Source organism: Pseudomonas aeruginosa, assembly GCF_001457615.1.
GTDB classification, from domain to species: Bacteria; Pseudomonadota; Gammaproteobacteria; order Pseudomonadales; family Pseudomonadaceae; genus Pseudomonas; species Pseudomonas aeruginosa.
In genome coordinates, this window is record NZ_LN831024.1 from 5,200,459 (window position 1) to 5,220,510 (window position 20,052).

The 20,052-nt window shown below is 66.1% G+C and carries 20 protein-coding genes; 4 read left to right on the forward strand and 16 right to left on the reverse strand.

The window, feature by feature from the left end; all coding sequences use genetic code 11:
* Positions 1–4: 4 nt before the first annotated feature.
* The 4 genes from yjiA to AT700_RS23940 form a co-directional block, all read right to left on the reverse strand.
* Positions 5–1,009, reverse strand: coding sequence for a GTPase (gene yjiA, locus AT700_RS23925; RefSeq protein WP_033992342.1), 1,005 nt, complete (start codon positions 1,007–1,009; stop codon positions 5–7).
* Positions 1,010–1,068: 59 nt separating this feature from the next.
* Positions 1,069–1,272, reverse strand: a complete 204-nt coding sequence (locus AT700_RS23930; protein WP_003094856.1) for a YbdD/YjiX family protein — start codon at positions 1,270–1,272, stop codon at positions 1,069–1,071.
* 48 nt (positions 1,273–1,320) lie between these two features.
* On the reverse strand, positions 1,321–3,387 hold the full coding sequence (locus AT700_RS23935) for a carbon starvation CstA family protein (protein ID WP_003094859.1): 2,067 nt from the start codon (positions 3,385–3,387) through the stop codon (positions 1,321–1,323).
* Positions 3,388–3,724: 337 nt separating this feature from the next.
* Positions 3,725–4,231, reverse strand: a complete 507-nt coding sequence (locus AT700_RS23940) for a DUF3015 domain-containing protein (protein WP_003094862.1) — start codon at positions 4,229–4,231, stop codon at positions 3,725–3,727.
* 202 nt (positions 4,232–4,433) lie between these two features.
* Between AT700_RS23940 and mapZ the strand changes: the two genes are divergently transcribed.
* Entirely contained in the window at positions 4,434–4,811 is a 378-nt protein-coding gene (mapZ, locus tag AT700_RS23945; RefSeq protein ID WP_003094864.1) for a cyclic di-GMP-binding protein MapZ, read from the forward strand.
* A gap of 6 nt (positions 4,812–4,817) precedes the next feature.
* Here mapZ and radA read toward each other — a convergent pair whose 3' ends face one another.
* A complete protein-coding gene (gene radA / locus AT700_RS23950; RefSeq protein ID WP_003094867.1) occupies positions 4,818–6,179 on the reverse strand; it encodes a DNA repair protein RadA in 1,362 nt (453 codons plus the stop codon).
* Positions 6,180–6,288: 109 nt separating this feature from the next.
* Between radA and AT700_RS23955 the strand changes: the two genes are divergently transcribed.
* Positions 6,289–6,723: a CopD family protein gene (locus tag AT700_RS23955; RefSeq protein WP_003104889.1), complete on the forward strand. Its 435-nt coding sequence runs from the start codon at positions 6,289–6,291 to the stop codon at positions 6,721–6,723.
* A gap of 61 nt (positions 6,724–6,784) precedes the next feature.
* Here the strand turns inward: AT700_RS23955 and AT700_RS23960 are convergent, their stop codons facing one another.
* From AT700_RS23960 to AT700_RS30340, 4 genes are all read right to left on the reverse strand, one after another.
* Positions 6,785–7,039, reverse strand: a complete 255-nt coding sequence (locus AT700_RS23960) for a YdcH family protein (protein WP_003104887.1) — start codon at positions 7,037–7,039, stop codon at positions 6,785–6,787.
* A gap of 74 nt (positions 7,040–7,113) precedes the next feature.
* Positions 7,114–7,665, reverse strand: a complete 552-nt coding sequence (locus tag AT700_RS23965) for an ankyrin repeat domain-containing protein (protein WP_003121338.1) — start codon at positions 7,663–7,665, stop codon at positions 7,114–7,116.
* Between the two features lie 53 nt (positions 7,666–7,718).
* The gene (gene katB, locus AT700_RS23970; RefSeq protein ID WP_003123412.1) at positions 7,719–9,260 is read right to left on the reverse strand and encodes a catalase KatB; all 1,542 of its coding nucleotides are present in this window, start codon (positions 9,258–9,260) and stop codon (positions 7,719–7,721) included.
* Positions 9,257–9,745 (reverse strand): hypothetical protein, encoded by a 489-nt coding sequence (locus AT700_RS30340; RefSeq protein WP_169433242.1) that lies wholly within the window; start codon positions 9,743–9,745, stop codon positions 9,257–9,259. The genes katB and AT700_RS30340 overlap by 4 nt, the downstream gene beginning before the upstream one ends.
* A gap of 42 nt (positions 9,746–9,787) precedes the next feature.
* On the opposite strand from AT700_RS30340, the gene mscL reads away from it, so the two are divergent.
* Entirely contained in the window at positions 9,788–10,201 is a 414-nt protein-coding gene (gene mscL / locus AT700_RS23975) for a large-conductance mechanosensitive channel protein MscL (RefSeq protein ID WP_003104883.1), read from the forward strand.
* Positions 10,202–10,305: 104 nt separating this feature from the next.
* Here mscL and AT700_RS23980 read toward each other — a convergent pair whose 3' ends face one another.
* Positions 10,306–11,082 (reverse strand): ferredoxin--NADP reductase, encoded by a 777-nt coding sequence (locus AT700_RS23980; protein ID WP_003110878.1) that lies wholly within the window; start codon positions 11,080–11,082, stop codon positions 10,306–10,308.
* A gap of 106 nt (positions 11,083–11,188) precedes the next feature.
* Positions 11,189–12,187, reverse strand: coding sequence for a DctP family TRAP transporter solute-binding subunit (locus AT700_RS23985; protein ID WP_033988363.1), 999 nt, complete (start codon positions 12,185–12,187; stop codon positions 11,189–11,191).
* Positions 12,188–12,514: 327 nt separating this feature from the next.
* On the opposite strand from AT700_RS23985, the gene AT700_RS23990 reads away from it, so the two are divergent.
* Positions 12,515–13,639 (forward strand): methyltransferase, encoded by a 1,125-nt coding sequence (locus tag AT700_RS23990; protein ID WP_048521684.1) that lies wholly within the window; start codon positions 12,515–12,517, stop codon positions 13,637–13,639.
* Here AT700_RS23990 and AT700_RS23995 read toward each other — a convergent pair whose 3' ends face one another.
* From AT700_RS23995 to AT700_RS24015, 5 genes are read right to left on the reverse strand one after another with little or no spacing between them, the layout of a single operon-like run.
* On the reverse strand, positions 13,640–14,215 hold the full coding sequence (locus tag AT700_RS23995; RefSeq protein WP_003104875.1) for a nucleotidyltransferase family protein: 576 nt from the start codon (positions 14,213–14,215) through the stop codon (positions 13,640–13,642).
* Positions 14,215–15,186 (reverse strand): XdhC family protein, encoded by a 972-nt coding sequence (locus tag AT700_RS24000; protein WP_003104873.1) that lies wholly within the window; start codon positions 15,184–15,186, stop codon positions 14,215–14,217. Before AT700_RS24000 ends, AT700_RS23995 begins: the two co-directional genes overlap by 1 nt.
* Before the next feature lie 3 nt (positions 15,187–15,189).
* Positions 15,190–16,437 (reverse strand): cytochrome c, encoded by a 1,248-nt coding sequence (locus AT700_RS24005; RefSeq protein ID WP_048521685.1) that lies wholly within the window; start codon positions 16,435–16,437, stop codon positions 15,190–15,192.
* A gap of 2 nt (positions 16,438–16,439) precedes the next feature.
* On the reverse strand, positions 16,440–16,979 hold the full coding sequence (locus AT700_RS24010) for a (2Fe-2S)-binding protein (RefSeq protein ID WP_003094903.1): 540 nt from the start codon (positions 16,977–16,979) through the stop codon (positions 16,440–16,442).
* Positions 16,972–19,803, reverse strand: coding sequence for a xanthine dehydrogenase family protein molybdopterin-binding subunit (locus AT700_RS24015; RefSeq protein WP_003106770.1), 2,832 nt, complete (start codon positions 19,801–19,803; stop codon positions 16,972–16,974). Before AT700_RS24015 ends, AT700_RS24010 begins: the two co-directional genes overlap by 8 nt.
* Positions 19,804–20,052 lie beyond the last annotated feature (249 nt).

Here is a 20,052-nt window from a genome sequence, read left to right on the forward strand (position 1 = left end):
CGCCTCAGCGGCCTTCGACGATGCGTTCGAAGCCCTCGCGGATACTGTCCTCCGGCAGGTTGTCGCCGATGAACACGATCACGCTCTCGCGCGCCTCGTCGTCCCGCCACTCGCTATCCCAGTCGAAGCCGTAGAGTCGCAGCACGCCCTGGAACACCAGGCGACGCGGCTCGTCGGCGATGTTCAGCACGCCCTTGTAGCGCAGCAGGGAGTTGCCATGCCACTGCAACAGGTCGTCCATGAACTCGCTCAGCCTTTCGAGATCGAGCGGCGTGTCGCTGCGCAGTACCAGGGTGCCGATGCGATCGCGGCTGTCCTTGGCTGCCACCGCTCGCAGCGGGCGCAGGCCGATGCCAGGACCGAGGTCGGCGTTGAGGTTGAAGCCACGTACGTCGAGCAGGTGCGCCAGGTCGATGCGGCCGTGCTCGACCACATGCACCAGCGCCCTCCGGTTGATCCGTTGCAGGCGCTGGCCCAGGGCCTCGAAGGTGGCGGCGTCGACCAGGTCGGTCTTGCTCACCAGGATGCGGTCGGCGAAGCCGACCTGGGCCTGGGCGATGGTTTCCTGCAGGTGACGCTCGGCGTTGGCGGCGTCCACCAGGGTGATGATGCCGTCCAGCACGTAGCGCTGGCAGAGTTCCTCGTCGGCGAAGAAGGTCTGCGCCACCGGCGCCGGATCGGCCAGGCCGGTGCACTCGATCACCAGGCGGTCGAAGTCGATTTCGCCGTTGTCGCGGCGCTCCAGCAGGAGGAACAGGGCCTTTTCCAGGTCGGTGTTGATCGAGCAGCAGACGCAGCCGTTGGACAGCGTCATCACCTGCACCGGCTCGACGCCGAGCAACTGGCCGTCGATCGGCGTCTCGCTGTACTCGTTCTCGATCACCGCGATCTTCATGCCGTGCTCGGCCTGCAGCAGGTACTTGAGCAGGGTGGTCTTGCCGGCGCCGAGGAAGCCGGTGAGCACGGTGACGGGGATCAGGGCGGGGTTGTCGTTGGCTACTTCGGACATGCGCAACTTCCAGAAAAGACGCGGGCCACGTCAGACGTGGCCCACGGAAGGATGGGGATTCAGCAGCAGCGGATCGGCCGACCCTTGCCGCCACCGTAGCGCGCCTCCTGGCGCTCGCGGAAGAACTCCTCGTAGGTCATCACCGGCTTGTCCGGGTGCTTGTTGCGCATGTGCTCGACATAGGTGTCGTAGTCGGGCATGCCGACCAGCATCCGGGCGGCCTGGCCCAGGTACTTGCCCATGCGACTGAGGTCATTGAACATGGCGAGTTCCTCGTTAAGGCTCCCCGGCGAACCGGGGAGCGCGGCCGGTCAGGCGTCGGGGATGGGCTCGAACGGGGTTTCCTTGTCGGTCCGCTCGCTCTTGCCCCAGGCCGCGATGCCGACCTTGATGGCGTAGAACAGTACGCTGAACACCACCAGCAGGAACAGCACGGTCAGACCGGCGTTGATGTAGGCGTTCAGCACCACGTGCTGCATCTGGCCGATATCCTTGGCCGGCGCCAGCACCTGGCCGGCATCCAGCGCGGTGGCGTACTTCTCGCCAAGAGCGACGAAGCCGACCGCCGGGTTGCTGTCGAAGATCTTGATCAGGCCCGCGGTGGTGGTGCAGATCAGCAACCAGGCCGCCGGCAGGATGGTGACCCAGACATACTGCTGGCGCTTCATCTTGATCAGGACCACGGTGGCGAGCATCAGCGCGATGCCGGCGAGCATCTGGTTGGAAATGCCGAACAGCGGCCACAGGGTATTGATCCCGCCCAGCGGGTCGACCACGCCCTGGTACAGCAGCCAGCCCCACAGCGCCACGCAGCCGCCGGTGCCGATGATGTTGGCGGTCCACGACTCGGTCTTCTTCAGCGCCGGCACGAAGTTGCCCAGCAGGTCCTGCAGCATGAAGCGCCCGGCACGGGTGCCGGCGTCCACCGCGGTGAGGATGAACAAGGCCTCGAAGAGGATCGCGAAGTGGTACCAGAAGGCCATGGTGTTCTCGCCCGGCAGCACCTGGTGGAGGATGTGCGCGATCCCCACCGCCAGGGTCGGCGCGCCGCCGGCACGGGCCAGGATGGTGGTCTCGCCGATGTCCTGGGCGGTCTGGGTGAGTTGCTCCGGCGTGATGGCGAAGCCCCAGCTGCTGACGGTCGCGGCCACCGCGTTGACGTCGGCGCCGACCACCGCCGGCGGGCTGTTCATGGCGAAGTAGATGCCTGGTTCGATCACCGAGGCGGCGACCATCGCCATGATCGCCACGAAGGACTCCATCAGCATGCCGCCGTAGCCGATGTAGCGGGCGTCGGGCTCGCGGTTGAGCAGCTTCGGCGTGGTCCCCGAGGAGATCAGCGCGTGGAAGCCGGACACCGCGCCGCAGGCGATGGTGATGAACAGGAACGGGAACAGGCTGCCTTTCCAGACCGGGCCGGTGCCGTCGGTGAACTGGGTCAGGGCCGGCATCTTCAGTTCCGGCATGACGATCAGGATGCCGATCGCCAGGCCGATGATGGTGCCGATCTTGAGGAAGGTCGACAGGTAGTCGCGCGGCGCCAGCAGCAGCCACACCGGCAGTACCGAGGCGACGGCGCCGTAGCCGATCAGCATCCAGGTGATCTGGATTCCACTGAAGGTGAAATGCGGCGCCCATTCCGGACTGGCCGCGACCTGCCCGCCGAGCCAGATCGAACCGAGCAGGAGGAACACCCCGATGATCGAGATCTCGCCGATCCGGCCGGGGCGGATGAAGCGCATGTAGACGCCCATGAACAGCGCGATGGGAATGGTCGCGAGGACGGTGAACATGCCCCAGGGGCTGTCGGCCAGAGCCTTCACCACGATCAGCGCGAGCACCGCGAGGATGATGATCATGATCAGGAAGGCGCCGAACAGCGCGATGGTCCCGGCCACCTGGCCCATTTCCTCGCGCACCAGCTCGCCCAGCGAGCGGCCGTTGCGACGGCTGGAGATGAACAGGACCATGAAGTCCTGCACCGCGCCGGCGAGGACTACGCCGGCGATCAGCCAGAGGGTGCCGGGCAGGTAGCCCATCTGCGCGGCAAGGACCGGACCGACCAGCGGACCGGCGCCGGCGATGGCGGCGAAGTGGTGGCCGAAGAGGATGTGCTTGTTGGTCGGGACGTAGTCCAGGCCATCGTTGTTGAGTACCGCGGGAGTGGCGCGGTTGGGGTCCAGTTGCATCACCTTGCTGGCGATGAACAGGCTGTAGTAACGGTAGGCGACCAGGTAGATGGCCACCGCCGCCACCACGATCCACAAGGCGTTGATCGCTTCGCCACGACGCAGGGCGACGACGCCCAGGGCCGCGGCGCCCACGATCGCCACCACCAGCCAGGCGAGGTGACGTAGCAGGCTATTGTTATTGTTCATAGTGTTTGGCTTCCGACAGATGGAGGGCGCAGTTCTGCAGCGAAAATTCTAGCCGCGAACCGACCAGGGGTCATACGACCTTAGTCTAGAGCGGTTACCGCGCGATGGCGGTAGGCGCAATGTCGCAGGAATCCGCCGGAAAAGTCCATGGCCGACAAGGGCCGGCCAGGCGAAAACGCTTCGGCGCGACCTTGCCCTCTCCGTAGGAAGCGCCCTGGGAAAACGCCGTATGCCCAAGCCGTTCGTCTGCCGTGGCAACGGAGGCGGCAACCTCCGGCGGGCAGGCCGCGCACACGAAAAAGCCCGCCGTAGCGGGCTCTTTCCTGGGCCTGAAATCTCAGGCCGGTTGCTTGGCGTAGCGCGCCAGGGTGCCGTCGCGACTCATCACCGCCAGGGTGTTGCTCAGGACCTGTTCGCCCGTCGCATCCTTGCTCGCGAAGATCTCGCCGAAATGCTGCTGGGTGACCTGGGCGAAGTGCGCCCGGTCCTTGGCTTCCACGCCGAGCAGCACGGCATAGGCGTCGAGCGCTTCGCCCTGGCCCTTGGCCATGTCCTCGGCGATGTTGTCGAGCATCCCGTTCATGGCGAAGATCGAGCGGCCGCCGTAGCCCAGGCGTGCATTGGTGTTGCAACCGTTGGTCCCGGAGGTCATGCCGAAGGTGGCGTTGCCCGAGGTACCGTTGGTGGTGGTGGCCAGCAGGTGCGGGAACAGGCCGCGCTGGCCCTCGAACACCATGTTGCCCCAACCACAGCCATTACCGCCTGCCGCGTCGGCGTGTGCCGTCATGCTGCCCAGGCTCAGCAGCCCCAGAACCAACCCCTTGCTCAAAAGTCGCTTGTCCATGTCTGCGCTCCGCAGTTGTATTTTGGAGAAAAACGCTTTAGCAGCTTTGGCGAGACTTGACGAACTGTCAAACTCGGACACATGCCGCCGATCCAGCCGCACAGGCGGGGACGGACGGCACCGCCGATCGAATTCCGCCACTTCCCCGCCGGCATGGCTTGGCTATAGTGGTATCCAGCAGCGCGCACCGAGGGATCGCGACATGAGTGACCAGCACGACGAACGACGACGTTTCCACCGGATCGCCTTCGACGCCGACAGCGAGATCCTCCAGGGCGAACGGCGCTGGGAGGTCTTGCTCCACGACGTCTCCCTGCACGGCATCCTGGTCGGCCAGCCGCAGGACTGGAACGGCGACCCGCAACGGCCCTTCGAGGCCCGCCTGTACCTGGGCCTGGATGTACTGATCCGCATGGAGATCAGCCTGGCCTGGGCTCGCGACGGCCTGCTCGGCTTCGAATGCCAGCACATCGACCTCGACTCCATCAGCCACCTGCGCCGCCTGGTGGAACTGAACCTGGGCGACGAGGAACTCCTCGAGCGCGAGCTGGCCCTGCTGGTCAGCGCCCACGACGACTGAGGCGGGTCACTCGAAGAGGGCGTCCAGGGCCTGCTCGAGGCGCGTCACGGCGATCACCTGCAATCCCGCCGGCGCCTCCTTCGGCGCGTTGCCGAGGGGTACGATGGCACGCTTGAAACCATGCTTGCCGGCTTCCTTCAGGCGCTCCTGGCCGCTCGGCACCGGACGCACCTCGCCGGACAGCCCGACCTCGCCGAACACCAGCAGGTCGTGCGGCAGCGGGCGGTTGCGCAGGCTGGACATCACCGCCGCCATCAACGCCAGGTCGGAGGCGGTTTCCAGCACCTTGACCCCACCCACCACGTTGAGGAACACGTCCTGGTCGTAGGTCGGGATACCGCCGTGCCGGTGCAGCACCGCCAGCAGCATCGCCAGGCGGTTCTGGTCGAGGCCCAGGGTCACCCGCCGCGGATTCGCCAGGTGACTGGTGTCGACCAGCGCCTGGACCTCCACCAGCATCGGCCGCGAGCCTTCCCAGGTGGCCATCACCACGCTGCCGGGCACCGCTTCCTGGGCCCGCGTGAGGAAGATCGCCGAAGGGTTGCTCACTTCCTTCAGGCCTTTGTCGGTCATGCCGAACACTCCCAGTTCGTTGACCGCGCCGAAGCGGTTCTTCACCGCCCGCAGCAGGCGCAGGCGGCCGTCTGATTCGCCCTCGAAATACAGTACGGTGTCGACCATGTGTTCGAGCACCCGCGGGCCGGCCAGGGCGCCTTCCTTGGTCACGTGGCCGACCAGGAAGATCGCCGTGCCGCTCTGCTTGGCATAGCGCACCAGCATCGCGGCGCTCTCGCGGACCTGGGCGACGCCACCCGGCGCCGATTGCAACTGCTCGGTGAAGATGGTCTGGATCGAGTCGATCACCATCACCCGCGGCTGCTCCTGGCGCGCGGTGGCGATGATGGTTTCGATGCTGGTCTCGGTCATCACCTTGAGCTTGTCTTCCGGCAACGACAGGCGCCGCGCGCGCATCGCCACCTGCTGCTGGGATTCCTCGCCGGTGACGTACAGCGCCGGGACGCGGCTGGCCAGGTTGCAAAGGGTCTGCAGGAGAATGGTCGACTTGCCGATGCCGGGATCGCCGCCGATCAGCACCACCGAACCGTCCACCAGGCCGCCGCCGAGAACCCGGTCCAGTTCGGTGGAGCCGGTCGTGAAGCGCGGCATTTCCTCGACGCTGACCTCCGCCAGGGTCTTCAGGTTGGCCTGCTGGCCGGCCCAGCCGCCGCGGCCGGAGCCGCTCGGCGCGGCCTCGACGACGGTCTCCACCAGGGTGTTCCAGGCCCCGCAGTCCGCGCACTGGCCGGCCCATTTCGGGAAGGTCGCGCCACACTCGGTGCAGCCGTACATGCGCTTGGCCTTGGCCATGGGAACTCCTCTCGCGGGCAAAGCGCAGATGATAGCCGCTGGCTTGATTCCGATCAGCCTCGATCGACCGCGCTTCGCGCGACACTGATGGCCGGACAAGGAGACTTCCATGCGCACACTGCTGTTCCTGCACCTGCTGGGTGCCGCGATCTGGGTCGGCGGCCACCTGGTCCTGGCCCTCGGCATCCTCCCCGGCGCCCTGCGCCGCCGCGATCCCCAGGCGATCCGCGCCTTCGAGCAGGTCTACGAGCGGATCGGCATCCCCGCCCTGCTGCTGCAGGTGGTCAGCGGCCTGTGGCTGGCCAGCCTGTGGCTGCCGTTCGACCACTGGTTCGGCGCCACGTCGGTGGCCCGTGCCCTGCAGCTCAAGCTGCTGCTCCTGGCGGCGACCGCCGCCCTGGGCGTGCATGCGCGCCTGCGCCTGATCCCGAACCTGGACGCCGAGAGCCTGCCGAAGCTGGGCTGGCACATCGCCGCGATCACCCTGGTGGGCCTGGGTTTCGTCGCGGTCGGACAGAGTTTCCGTTTCGGCGGCGCCTTCTGAGCATGCCCACATGAAAAAGGGCGCCGGAGGCGCCCTTTTTCATGCCGTTGTCGTGAATGAATCAATGGCCTTTTCCGTTGGCCTTCCTCAGCCTCTCGGCGATTTCGTCCTTGAGTTGCACCCGTTGCTGCTTCAACCCCTGCAGCGCCAGGTCGTCGAGGGGTTCGCGACCGCCCTCGACCTCATAGATGCGCTTGTCGAGGCTCTCATAGTCCGCCGCCAGGCGAGTGAAGTGGGCGTCGTTGCCATGAAGTTGCTTCAGTTCGGCATGAAAATCCGGAAACTCCCGGGAAAGCGGATGTTGCTCGAGCGGCATGACGGACCTCCTCTGACGTTGTATACGACACCTCCAGACTAGCCCAGCAGGCCTCCTCCGAACATTGCCCCCGATCACCTCGCCGCCGCAGTGCCGTTCAGTTCGCCGCGTCGCAGGCTTTCCACGCTGTTGCCCAGCGCATCGCGGGCGCCAAGGTCGGCACCGCGCGCCGACAGCGCCTGGAGCAGCTCCTCGCGCTCGAACAGCGCCGCGTACATGGCCGCGGTCTGCCCTGCGCCGTTGCGCTGGTCGGGGCTGCATTGCGCGCCGATCAGGCGCCGGGCGATGCGGACCTCGCCCTTGAAGATGGCGCCCATCAGGGCGGTGTTGCCGCGCGCATCCTGGACGCAGGGGTCGGCACCGGCCTCCAGCAATTGTTCCACCGCTCCGCCATGGCCGTGGTAGGCGGCCAGGATCAGCCCGGTATAGCCCTTGGCATCCTGCACATCGAGGTCGAAGCCGGCCTCGACGAACTCCTTCAGCATGGCCTGGTCACCGCGTCGGGCGGCATCGAAGAAGTAGTCGCGCAACCGCGCTTCGACCTCGACCCCATGCACCTCGCCAGCTTGCGCGGCCAGCGCCGCGAGCAGCAAGCCTGCCAGAATCCAACCTCGCATCGTCGTCATCTCCCACCAAACCGATAGAGGAAGGGCGGCCTGGATGGCCGCCCCGGTTGCGATCAATCCTGGAGCTTCGCCGCCAGTTGCCGGACGCGCTGCAGATCGGCCCCGGCCACCTTGGCCAGGCCCGTGCCGTAGTCGCTGTCAGCCTTGTAGAAGTAGGAAAGCATGATGTACTTGCTCTCGTCGTCGGTGATCGCCAACGCCCCGCCGAGACTGGCGATCAGGTCGGCCTGGTCCTTCTTGCCGTAGGAGCGGAACAGCTCGCCGGTCTGCTTGAAGTTCTGCTCGCGCTGGATCTTCGCCTGCTGGGTGGTGCCGCTCAGCGGGGTCCGCACGTAGCGGGCGCTGGCCTGCTCCTCGCGCGGATCGAGCCGGCTCGGCTGGTAGTTCACCCCGCTGGTACTGTGTCCGGCGTTCAGCGCGCCGTCCTGGTTGACGGTATTGACCTCGCTGCGCGGGCGGTTGACCGGCAGGCCCAGGCCGTTGGCGCCGACCCGGTACATCTGGGTATCGGCGTAGGCGAACAGCCGTCCCTGGAGCAGGCGATCCTCGGAGGGCTCGATGCCCGGCACCAGGTTCGACGGCGCCATGGCGACCTGTTCGGTTTCCTGGAAGAAGTTGTCGACGTTGCGGTTCAGCACCATCTGGCCGATCTTGCGCTCGGGAATGCCCGGCCAGATCTTGGTCGCGTCCAGCGGGTCGAAGTCGAATTTCGCCAGGTCCTCGGGCTTGAGCACCTGGATGTACAGGTCCCATTTCGGGAAGTCGCCCTTCCGGATCGCGCTCACCAGGTCATTGGTCATGTGGCTGTAGTCGCGCCCCTGGACTTCCGCCACCTGTTTCGGATCGAGGTTCTTCTGGCCCTGCAGGCTCTTCCAGTGGAACTTCACGTAGTGCACTTCGCCCCTGGCGTTGACCAGCTTGTAGGCATGCACGCTGTTACCGTCCATTTCCCGGTAGCTGGCCGGGGTGCCCTCGTTGGAATACAGCAGGGTCAGGGTGCGGGTCGCCTCCGGCACGTGGGAGAAGAAATCGAAGCGTCGCGAGTCGTCGTCGAGGTTGCTGCGCGGGTCCGGCTTGAAGGCATGGACCATGTCCGGGAACTTGATCGCATCGCGGATGAAGAAGGTCGGGAAGTTGTTGCCCACCAGGTCCCAATTGCCGTCTGCGGTATAGAACTTGGTGGCGAAACCGCGCGGATCGCGCAGGGTTTCCGGGGAGTGGTGGCCGTGCACCACCGCGGAGAAGCGCACGAATACCGGGGTCTTCTCGCCCTTGCGGAAGACCTTGGCCATGCTCAGGTCGCTGATATCGGCACTGGCGACGAACTCGCCATGGGCGCCGGTGCCGCGGGCATGCACCACGCGTTCGGGAATACGCTCGCGGTCGAAACGTTGCAGCTTCTGCAGCAGTTGCACGTCCTGCAGCAGCACCGAACCGTTGGGCCCGGCGGTCTGCGAGTTCTGGTTGTCGCCCACTGGCGCACCGTTGTCACGGGTCAGGGTCGCGGCCTGCACGGACAGCGACAGGAGGCTGGCGGTCAGGCTTGCCGCCACCAGCAGGCGGCCGGGACGGAAGGCGTTCAGGGAAGGGTTCATGGAAGAGCTCCTAATGGCTTGTCAGGCGTCTTGTTGCGCCCGACCAAGGTAAGGAGCGCCGCCGGCGACGCTAAATTGAAAAACCTCACCGCGCCGATTAGGAATATCAATGCGCCCATGAATCGCAAAAAGAAATAAAAAAGACCGCCAGCCGAAGAAAGCCCGCGCTGGTGCACCAGGCACTCCCAGTTCGCTCGCCGGTAAACGAGTTCACCTTCGTTATTTGCCTGCGAAGTTAGGTCGGAGAACCTCGCCACTCCAACTTCAACTTCCGGCATCTGCATGGCGCAGTTCCAAGTTGCCGAAGTTGCTTTGTCTTCTTTCTTGGCGAATTCCTGAAAATCGACATGAGTGTAATGTTTTTCCTCTAAACTTCGTTTCTCCCCACAAGACCCGACGCAAACGTATGCCTTGCGAATTTTCGCGTTGCCGGGGGGAACCAAAACACCAATCTTCCAGCCTGAGCAACTTGCCGAAGGCTGCATTAGACTGCCTTTACCTATTAGCGAAATACAGGGAGTGAACCCATGGGTCTTCTGAGTGAATTCAAAGCCTTTGCCGTCAAGGGCAATGTCGTGGATATGGCTGTCGGTATCATCATCGGCGCGGCCTTCGGCAAGATCGTCTCGTCCTTCGTGGGCGATGTGATCATGCCGCCGATCGGACTGCTGATCGGCGGAGTCGACTTCTCCGACCTGGCGATAACGTTGAAGGCCGCCGAAGGCGACGTGCCGGCGGTGGTGCTGGCCTATGGCAAGTTCATTCAGACCGTACTCGACTTCGTCATCGTGGCCTTCGCCATCTTCATGGGGGTCAAGGCGATCAACCGCCTCAAGCGCGAAGAAGCCGTCGCGCCGTCCGAACCGCCAGTGCCGAGTGCCGAGGAAACCCTGCTGACCGAGATCCGCGATCTGCTGAAAGCCCAGCAGAACAAGTCGTGATCGCGTCGGCGGAACAATGAAAAAGGGCCCGAACGGGCCCTTTTTCATTGCCGGACAACACGCCGGGCGGCAGCGTTATCCGCCGCTACTGCGCGGGCACGCACCTACCAGTAGTTCTCCACCGCCACCTGCCCCGGGCGCCGCGTCAGACTGAGGTTCATGCCGCGAGCCTTCAGCACGGCGCGGGTGTCCTCGATCATCTGCGGGTTGCCGCAGAGCATCACCCGCGAATGCTCCGGGGTCAGTTCCAGGTCGGCGGCACGCTCCAGATCGCCGTTCTCGATCAGCGTGGTGATACGTCCGTTCAGGCAACCGGGTACCTGCTCGCGGGTCACCACCGGAATGAACTGCAGCTTGTGGGCATGCTCGGCCAGGTATTCGCGCTCGGCGAGGCCGGCGATCAGCTCGCGGTAGGCCAGCTCCTTGCTCTCACGCACGCTGTAGACCAGCTTGATGCTTTCGAAGCGCTCCCAGACTTCGAAGTCCTGCAGGATCGAGACGAACGGCGCCACACCGGTACCGGTGGCCAGCAGCCAAAGGTCACGACCATCCACGAAGCGGTCGAGGGTGAGGAAGCCGAAGGCCTGGCGATCGACCAGCAACTGGTCGCCCTCGCGCAGGCGGCTGAGTTCGCTGGTGAACTCGCCGTCCGGGACGACGATGGAAAAGAAGTCGAGGAATTCGTCATGAGGCGCCGAAACCATCGAGTAGGCGCGCCAGACGATACTGCCGCTGGGCTTGTACACGCCGAGCCGGGCGAATTGCCCGGCGCGGAACCGGAATCCCGCGTCGCGGCTGGTACGCAGGGTGAACAGGTTGGGAGTCAGAGGCTGCACGTCGAGCAGCGTCTGGCGGGTGAATTTCTCTTCGCTGGCGGTCATGGTCCGCTCCGGATACCGATACTCCCCTAGTGTCCCGCAAAGCACCCGGGAGAAACACCCGCAAGGCTTGTGGCTATCCCCGCTGACGGGAATAGCCAGCGGCCGATCAGCGCTTGCGGTTGACCACCTGGGCCGCACGCAGCACGTCACTACCGATCTGCGCCTCGTAGTTCTTCCACAGCGGCTTCATGGCGTTGCGCCAGGCCTCGTGCTCTTCCGCGCTGAGGCTGACCAGGCGGCTCTTGCCGGCTGCCAGCAGGTGCTCGCGCTCCTTCTGGTTGAGCGCTTCGGCTTCCTTGTTCACCACCAGGGTGACCTCGTCGACGATGCTCTCCAGTTCGGTGCGGGTCTGGTAGGGAATGCCGGTCCAGAACGCCGAACTGGTGATCAGCATGTAGCTGAGCGCGCCGTGATTGGTCTCGGTGATGTACGGCTGCACGCTGTCGATCTTCTGTCCGGCGAGGTTCGACCAGGTGTTCTCGGTGCCCTGCACGCTGCCGGCCTGCATGGCCTTGAAGGTCTCGGCGTAGGACAACTGCTTGGCGGTGGCGCCGAGCATGGCGAACTGCGCTTCCAGCACCGACGACGGCTGGATACGGAAGACCAGGCCCTTGGCATCGTCCGGCCGGTGCAGCTCGCGAGTGGCGGAAAGCTGCTTCATGCCGTTGTTCCAGTAGGCCAGGCCATAGATACCGTGCTTGGCCATGGAGCGCAGCAGTTCGCGGCTCTTGTCGCGCTTCTGGAAACGCTTCAGGGCCTCCAGGTCATCGAACAGGAACGGCAGGTCGAACACCTGGAGTTGCTTGGTATAGGGCTCGAACTTGGACAGCGAGGTGGCCAGCATCTGCACCTTGTTGGCGCGCAGGGCCTCGATCTCGTCGGCGTCGCCGAACAGCGTCGAGTTGGGGTAGACCTCGACCTTGACCTTGCCCGGCAGACGCTCCTCGGCAAGCTTCTTGAACAACAGCGCCCCCTTGCCCTTGGGCGTGTCGTCGGAGACCACATGGGAGAACTTGATCACGATCGGGCCGGCGTCCTCGGCATGGGCGACGGCGGAAACGGCGAACAGTGCGGCGAGCGCCACACCGACAAACGGCTTGAACATCGATGTACCTGTGCGATGGCAACGACGAGCCCCGCGACGGCTCGCACGGGTCTCGTTCGGGAAACGGGTTGGGTGACGGTCACCGCTCGAAGTGGCGAAGGCGCCCGTCCAGGCGCTACCGGGTCATGACAGGCGCTATCGAAGCCCTAGCCCGGTTATTATTGGCGTGCCCGGCTGGATGACTCGTCGGTAAGGAAACGACTAACCAGAGCCGGGTAAAGAATTTTTCGGCATATCCGTGTGCCGCACAAGCTGGAGAACTCCAACCAGCTCTCAGTTTCGACAGATTGTTAATTGACGAGCGGGATTCGCCCCGCCGGGAACCCGATGCCTCTATTCGCCACCCCCTTCGCCCAGCTCGACCTGGTCCGCCAGCCCGAGCAGGACGGCGAGCCCCTCCAGGCGTTCGATGCCGCCGACGAATACCTGCTCAACCAGTTGCACGAACGGGGCGTGACGGCGCAATGCCGGGTGCTGGTCCTCAACGACGCCTTCGGCGCCCTCGCCGCGAGCCTGGCGCCGCACGTCCAGGTCACCAGCAGCGGCGATTCGCACCTGGGCTTCCTCGCCCTGCGCAAGAACCTCGCGCGCAACGGCCTCGACCTGGGTTCGGTGCGCTTCGTCCCGGCCAGCGAAACCGCCTTGGGGCCCTTCGATCACGTGCTGGTCAAGGTGCCGAAGACCCTCGCGTTGCTGGAGGAGCAACTGATCCGCCTGCACGGCCAACTGGCACCGGGCGCGCAGGTCGTCGCCGCGGGGATGGTCAAGCACTTGCCGCGCGCCGCCGGCGACCTGCTGGAACGCTACATCGGCCCGATGCACGCTTCGCTGGCGGTGAAGAAGGCCCGCCTGCTGATCGCCGAGGCAGCGGAGCGCCCGCAGCCGCGCTCGCCCTATCCGACCCGCTATCGCCTGGAGCAGCCCCCGCTGACGCTGCTCAACCACGCCAACGTATTCTGCCGGGAGGGTCTCGACATCGGCACCCGCGCCTTCCTCCCGCACCTACCACGCAGCCTCGGCGCGCTACGCGCCGCCGACCTGGGCTGCGGCAACGGGGTGCTCGGCATCGCCTACGCGCTGCTCAACCCGCAGGCCGAGCTGACCCTGGTGGATGAGTCGTACATGGCCGTGCAGTCGGCGCGGGAAAACTGGCGAGCGGCGCTGGGCGAGCGGCCGGCGACGTTCCGCGCCGACGATGGCCTGGCCGGCCAGGCGGCGGGCTCGCTGGACCTGGTCCTGTGCAACCCGCCGTTCCACCAGCAGCAGGTGGTCGGCGACTTCCTCGCCTGGCGCATGTTTCTCCAGGCTCGCGATGCCCTGGCGGCGGGCGGCGAACTGTGGATCGTCGGCAACCGCCACCTGGGCTACCACGCCAAGCTCAAGCGGCTGTTCCGCGGGGTCGAGCAGGTTGCGGCGAATCCGAAGTTCGTGATCCTGAAAGCGGGAAAATAGTCAGCCGAGCGCCGCCGGGGTGTCCACGTCGCGGAGTACGCCCGGATCGTCGCACGGCACCTCGCACCAGGCCGGACGATGGGCCTGCAGCACACGGCGCGCGCCCTGGTCGCCGTCCAGTTGCGCAAGCGCGTCCCAGAAAGCGCGGCCGAACAGCACCGGATGGCCGCGCTGACCGTCGTACAGGGGAAACACGATGGCTTCGGGAGTGGCCATCGCGGCCAGACGCTCGAGGGTATCGGCGGCGATCCAGGGCATGTCGCCGAGCAGGACGGCGATGGCCCGGGCCGTGCTGTTCCTCGCCGCCGCGACGCCGGCGGCCAGGCTGTGGCCCATGCCCAACGATGCATCGAGGCTGTGGACAAGCCGCTGCTGCGCCGGCAGGCCCAGGCTCGCCGGGGTGTCTCCGGCACGCACCACCACCCGCACCTCGGCGAACGCCTCGCGCGCCCGCGCCACGCTGGCCGCCAGCAGGGTCGTGCCATCAGCCAGGCGCGCCAGGCGCTTGTCGCTGCCGAAGCGGCGCCCCTGCCCGGCCGCCAGGACCAGGCACAGCACCTCGTCGGCGGCGACCATCAGAGCCGCTCGCGGGGAATGCCGTTGCGGATGCGGAGAATGTCCGCCAGCACCGCCAGGGCGATTTCCGCCGGCGTCTTGCTACCCAGGTTGAGGCCGATCGGCGCGTGGATCCGCGCCAGTTCGGCATCGCCCAGGCCGCCGATGCGCCGCAGGCGCTCGAAGCGTTTCTCCGAGGTCGCCCGCGATCCCATCACGCCGATATAGAAGGCTTCGGTACGCACCGCCTCGAGCATCGCCAGGTCGTCGATCTTCGGATCGTGGGTCAACGCCACCACCGCCGTATCGGCGTGGCAACCGCCGTCGGCGATGAACAGCGAGGGCAGCTCGCGACGGATCTCGATGCCCTCCAGCACCACGCCGCGCAAGGCTTCTTCGCGCGGGTCGCAGAGGATCACCTCGAAGCCCAGGCCCTTGCCGAACTCGGCGCAGGCATGGGCGACGCTGGAATAGCCGGCCAGCAGCAGGCGCTGGGCAGCGCCGACGCGCAAGCGCACGCACTCGCCGTCGCGTTCAGCCCGAGGGCCGTGGCTGGAATCGTCGCGCAGGCTGCGCGCGCCGCTGCCCAGCTCGACCTCGCGCAGCAGGCGGCGCTGACCAAGCAACGCCGACTCCAGCTCGCGCAGATGGGCCTGGACATCGCAGTCCGGCGCCAGGTTTTCCACCAGTACGTCGAGGATGCCGCCGCAGGGCAGGCGGATGTTCGAGTTCGGGTCGTCGCCCTCGCCGTAGCGCACGATCACCGCGGGATCGGGGAAACCGCCGGCGGCGACCCGCTCGAGGAAATCATCCTCGACGCAGCCGCCGGACAGCGAGCCGATCCATTCACCGCTGGCGTTCACCGCCAGCAGCGATCCCGGCGCGCGGGGCGCCGAGCCGTAGGTCGTGAGCACGGTACAGAACCACACCCGTTCGCCGCCCACGGACCACTTCAGCGCCTTGCGGACCACCTGTAGATCGAGGTGTTGCACGATTCACTTCACCTTGACGGTATGCGCCGAAGCGCTCTCCATCTTCAATTGCGCGACCTGTTGGGGACCGAGGTCACCGGGCAATCCGCCCCAGGTCTGACGCAGGTAGTTGAGCAGGTCCGTGAGTTGCTCGTCGTCGAGTTTCCCGGCGAAACCGGGCATCGGTTGCATGCGTTCGAAGCCGGTGAACTGCTGTTCGACGATGCCGTCTTCGATCACTCGCAACAGATTACGCGGGTCTTGCAGGCGCAGGGTAGTGTTGCCGTTCATCGCCACCGCGATATGCGGCTTGCCCTCGCCTTCGCCGCCGTGGCAGCCGGCGCAGACGTTGAGGTACTGCTGGCGACCGCGCTTGCCGCTGTCGTTCAGCTGCGCCTCGGGCAGCGCCTGGACCACCTTGGCCGGCGGCGGCTGGTCGCCGAGCAGGTAGGTGGCCATGGCTGCCAGGTCGCTGTCGTCGAGGTGCTGGGTGCTGTGGTGCACCACCGGGAACATCTCGTTGAACATGCTGCCCTGGGCGCTCATGCCGTGCTTGAGGAAGCTCGCCAGGTCCGGCTGGGTCCAACCGCGCGCGGCAAGGTCGCCGGGCAGCAGGCTGGGCGCCAGGTAGCCGTTGAGCAGGCCGCCGCTCAGGCGCTTGTCCTGCTCCAGGGCGCCGGCCAGGTTGCGCGGGGTATGGCACTCGCCGCAGTGGCCGAGCACCTCGACCATGTACTGCCCGCGCTTCCAGGCCTCGCTGCGCCCTTCCTCCGGCTGCAAGCGCACGCTCTTGCCGTAGAGCAGGCTCCAGCCGGCCAGGCCCATGCGCACGTTGAACGGGAAGCTCAGGCTGGTCTGCGGCGCCGGCCGGGCGATCGGCTCCTGGGCCATCAGGTAGGCGTAGATGGCGTCGGCATCCTCGCGCTCGATCAGGTGATAGGAGGTGTAGGGCATCGCCGGATAGAGGTAGGCGCCGTCCTTGCGCTTGCCCTCGGTAAGAGCGGCGAAGAACTCGTCGGCGCTGTAGGCGCCGATGCCGTGTTCCTTGTCCGGGGTGATGTTGGTGCCGTAGATGGTGCCGAACGGCGACTGGATCGGCAGCCCGCCGGCGAACGGCGCGCCGCCCTCGGCGGTATGGCAGGCCATGCAGTCGGCGGCGCGGGCGAGGTATTCGCCGCGCTTGACCAGCGCCGCGTCGGCGCCGGCGGCGGAGGCCAGGAACGGCGACAGCGCGGCCAGCGCCAGGGCGAGGCCGGAAAGGGTCCGCTTCATCCTCAAGCCTCCTTGACCAGGCCGAGTTCGTCGAGCACGTCGCGGGTGGCGCTGTAGTAGCGCACGTAGCCGGTGCAACGGCAGATGTGATGGCCGAGGCTGTCCTCGATCGCCTGCTCCAGCTCGCTGCGCTTGATCGGCTGGCGCTGGGCTTTTTCCACCAGCACGGTGGCGGCGTTGACGAAGCCCGGCGCGCAATAGCTGCACTGGAAGGCGAACTGGTCGACGAACTTCTGCTGGATCGGGTTCAGCTCGCGGATGTCGCCATTCTCGTCGCGCTGGGCATGGCCCTCGATGGTGCGAACCTTCTTGCCGTCGAAGTAGTGCGCGCCGGTGATGCAGGTGCGCACTTCCTCGCTGGTGCCGTCCGGATTGTCGACGATCACCACGCAGGCATGGCAGATGCCCTGGCCACAGCCCAGGCGCGAGCCGGTGAGGTTCTGGTATTCGTGCAGGTAGTCGATCATCGGCAGGTCTTCGGCGACCTCCACCGGACCGACGGCTTGACCGTTGAGGGTCATCTGGAGCTTGCGGTTAGCCATGGAGGGCCTCCTTGATGCGGGCGGGAGTGATGGGCAGGTCGCGGACGCGCTTGCCGGTGGCGTGCGCCACGGCGTTGGCGATGGCGCCGACCACCGGGATCATCACCACCTCGGCGATGCCTTTGGCCGGATCGGTCGGCGACAGCGGCGGGAGGATCTCCGCCGTCTGGTTCCAAACCGCCACGTCCTTCGCCCGCGGCAACCGGTAGCGGTTGAAGTTCCAGTCCCCTTCCGCGGGGCCGCCCTCGTAGAGCGGCATTTCCTCCAGCAGCGCATGGCCGATACCCATGGCGATGCCGCCCTCCAGCTGGCCCTTGACCAGCTCCGGCACCAGCACCCGGCCGCACTCGATCCAGGAATGGTGGTCGAGCACCTGCACCTCGCCGCTGCCCTTGTTCACCTTCAGCTCGACCAGGGTCGCCACCGGACTGTAGTAGGTGACCATCGCGTTGTTCAGCTGGGTCGCCGGATAAGCCGGATTCTGCCGGTCGAGCAGGTGGAAGCCGGCGCTGTTCATCATCGCCTTCTTCACTCCCGGCGCGCCGTCGCCGTACTTCACCGCCATGGCGTCGAGCGGCAGGCGCTCGCGCACGCCATCGATGACGAAGTCCGCCTCGGCCCAGCTCCAGCGGTTGAAGCCGTGGACGCTGACGCCGGTGACCAGGCCCATCTCGTGGGCCTTCTTCGCCAGCTCGGCGAAGGGAATCGGCGCCAGGCCGTTGCCGGTCAACTGGCCGTCGACCCATACCGCGTTTTCGCGGCGCACCACATAGGGATTGGCCTGGCCGCCGAACGGACCGCTGCGCCACAGCTCCAGGGCCGCCGGCCACAGGCCGTGGTTGAACAGCACGCGCGCGGCTTCGCGGGTGGCGTGGCTGAAATAGAACGCCGAGTTGGTCGCCGACGACGGCGAGGCCAGCTTGCCGACCCAGCGCGGATCGCGTAGCGCGGCGTCCTGCTCGGCCTGGCTCATCAGGTAGGGATTGCCCTTGGTGGTGAGCCGCAGCTCGGGCCATTCGGTCTCGGCGGTCTTCACCTCGTCCGCCGGACGGCCGAGGAAGTCGCCGACCACGAAGGCCTGCGAGGTGGACATCCCGGTACCGATCTCGGTGCCGATGTGGCGCAGGCTGATGCGCCCGTCGGCGCTGAACTCGATGCTCGCCATCGGCGCCTCGGCGCCGGTGCCGAAGTCCTTCTGGCAAATGGCGAAGCCGACCCCATACCAGTTGTCCGGGTCTTCCGCGTCGAAGCGCTTCTTGCGTGCGTCGCGGTCCTTCCAGACCTCGTGGGCAGCGGCCTTGTCGAGGATCTCGTGCAGGCGCAGGGCACCGGCCGGGACCGCGCCCTGGGTGTTCTTCATGCCCGAGCGCAGGGCGTTGCGACGACGCAGGTCGATGGCGTCGACGCCCAGCCGGCCAGCGATCTCGTCGACCATCATCTCGGTCGCGGCCATGGTCTGCAGGGTACCGTAGCCGCGCATCGAGCCGGCCTCCACGCCGCGCGAATGATAGGCGGTGACCGCCAGGTCGTTCTGCGGCATGTAGTAGATCGACTGCGCGGCGGTGGCGCCCACCGCCGCCACCGAGGCGCTGTAGTTGGCGCGCCCGCCGCCGTCGGCGCTCATGTCGGCGCGGAAGATGCGGAAGCCGAGGTCGTTCCTGTCTACCGCCAGTTGGTAGCGGATGTCGAACGGGTGGCGCTTGATGCCGCTCTGGAACTGCTCGTAGCGGTCGTTGGCCAGGCGCACCGGCACACCCTCGCCATACAGCGCGGCGAGCGCGGCATAGAAGACGAAGATGTTGTTGTCCTTGGAGCCGTAGCCGACGGTATAGCCCGGATGGATGTTGAACTTCTCCAGGGCGAAGCGCGACGGCTTGATCATGTGCACGCTTTCGTAGGCGACTTCGAACGGGCACTGGGTGGCGACCACGAAGTGCAAGGTCTTGCTCGCCGCGTCGTACCAGCCGTTGCCGTTGTCCGGCTCCAGTGCCGCCGGCTCGATCGATGGGGTCTTGTAGCGCTCGTCGAAGACCAGCCAGTCCTGCGGCGGGTTTTCCAGTTGCTCGGCCATGCGCTTGGCATGGAACAGCCCCTGCTCGGTGAGGTCGCCGTGCAGCTTCGGCTCGCTGGTCCATACCGGTTTGCGGTTGAGGATGGTGGGGAACAGCATCGAGTCCTTCAGGCTGGAGAACTCGTCGTCCTCGTAGGGCGTCTTGCCGCCGACCCGGACGAAGCGATAGCTGCCGTAGGGATCGCCCTGGTACAGCGGGGCCTGGGCGCCATAGCGGATCGCCTTGTCGTTGAACTTGAGCTTGAGCTTGGCCCGGCGGAAGCGCTCGAAGTCGTTCCAGATCAGGATCGCCACCGGATGGCCGATGAACATCGGCACCTTGCCCGGCGGCAGGAGCGGATCGGGCGAATGCGCCTCGGGGAAGACGATGCCGTCCTTCTCCAGGTCGGCGGCGGTGACGATACGGTCCGGCTGCAACTCGGCGCCCAGCCAGGAAAGGTCGTGGCCTTCGTAGATGCGGTCGGCGCGAACGGTCTTCAGCAACATGGCGTGGCCTTGCTGCTGCGGCCAGCCGGGCATGTCCCTGGCGCGGATATCGCGGGCGAACACCTTGTTGCCGCAGACCTTGGACAAGGCGTCGTTACGGAAACGGACCTGACCGTTGCCCGCCATCCAGCGCTGGGCGGAAACGGTCACCTGGTTCTCGAACAAGGCAGCGAACGCCTGGCTGCCGAGCGGCGCCAGGGTGACACCCACGCCGGCGATCAACCCGCCCTGGAGAAAGGCGCGCCGGGATATATCACGGTTGGACATGCAAGTTCCTCTGGGTGGTACGGTTCCCACCCATGTCGTTATTCAGGCTTGAACAGCTCGTCCGGACGGACGAGGTGGAGCACGCAGGCGGAAAAACCTGACTCAGGAGTTAATTTTAGCGACAAGTCGCACCCGAGGAAAAGTCCCGTCTACCGCTGGAAGGACCCATGGACACTCGACTTTGGTCGCCTGCCAGGCCGGCTCCAACCTTTTCGTGCGCTTCTCTGAATCTTCGATTTCGGCAATGGC

Coding starts and splice junctions, on each gene's coding strand:
- AT700_RS24005 (WP_048521685.1), bottom strand. CDS start 16,437: ATGAAGCGGACCCTTTCCGGCCTCGCCCTGGCGCTGGCCGCGCTGTCG.
- AT700_RS23935 (WP_003094859.1), bottom strand. CDS start 3,387: ATGAACAATAACAATAGCCTGCTACGTCACCTCGCCTGGCTGGTGGTG.
- AT700_RS23965 (WP_003121338.1), bottom strand. CDS start 7,665: ATGACGACGATGCGAGGTTGGATTCTGGCAGGCTTGCTGCTCGCGGCG.
- AT700_RS30340 (WP_169433242.1), bottom strand. CDS start 9,745: ATGCAGCCTTCGGCAAGTTGCTCAGGCTGGAAGATTGGTGTTTTGGTT.
- AT700_RS24015 (WP_003106770.1), bottom strand. CDS start 19,803: ATGTCCAACCGTGATATATCCCGGCGCGCCTTTCTCCAGGGCGGGTTG.
- AT700_RS23960 (WP_003104887.1), bottom strand. CDS start 7,039: ATGCCGCTCGAGCAACATCCGCTTTCCCGGGAGTTTCCGGATTTTCAT.
- AT700_RS23990 (WP_048521684.1), top strand. CDS start 12,515: ATGCCTCTATTCGCCACCCCCTTCGCCCAGCTCGACCTGGTCCGCCAG.
- radA (WP_003094867.1), bottom strand. CDS start 6,179: ATGGCCAAGGCCAAGCGCATGTACGGCTGCACCGAGTGTGGCGCGACC.
- yjiA (WP_033992342.1), bottom strand. CDS start 1,009: ATGTCCGAAGTAGCCAACGACAACCCCGCCCTGATCCCCGTCACCGTG.
- mscL (WP_003104883.1), top strand. CDS start 9,788: ATGGGTCTTCTGAGTGAATTCAAAGCCTTTGCCGTCAAGGGCAATGTC.
- AT700_RS23940 (WP_003094862.1), bottom strand. CDS start 4,231: ATGGACAAGCGACTTTTGAGCAAGGGGTTGGTTCTGGGGCTGCTGAGC.
- mapZ (WP_003094864.1), top strand. CDS start 4,434: ATGAGTGACCAGCACGACGAACGACGACGTTTCCACCGGATCGCCTTC.
- AT700_RS23955 (WP_003104889.1), top strand. CDS start 6,289: ATGCGCACACTGCTGTTCCTGCACCTGCTGGGTGCCGCGATCTGGGTC.
- AT700_RS23980 (WP_003110878.1), bottom strand. CDS start 11,082: ATGACCGCCAGCGAAGAGAAATTCACCCGCCAGACGCTGCTCGACGTG.
- AT700_RS23930 (WP_003094856.1), bottom strand. CDS start 1,272: ATGTTCAATGACCTCAGTCGCATGGGCAAGTACCTGGGCCAGGCCGCC.
- katB (WP_003123412.1), bottom strand. CDS start 9,260: ATGAACCCTTCCCTGAACGCCTTCCGTCCCGGCCGCCTGCTGGTGGCG.
- AT700_RS23985 (WP_033988363.1), bottom strand. CDS start 12,187: ATGTTCAAGCCGTTTGTCGGTGTGGCGCTCGCCGCACTGTTCGCCGTT.
- AT700_RS24010 (WP_003094903.1), bottom strand. CDS start 16,979: ATGGCTAACCGCAAGCTCCAGATGACCCTCAACGGTCAAGCCGTCGGT.
- AT700_RS23995 (WP_003104875.1), bottom strand. CDS start 14,215: ATGGTCGCCGCCGACGAGGTGCTGTGCCTGGTCCTGGCGGCCGGGCAG.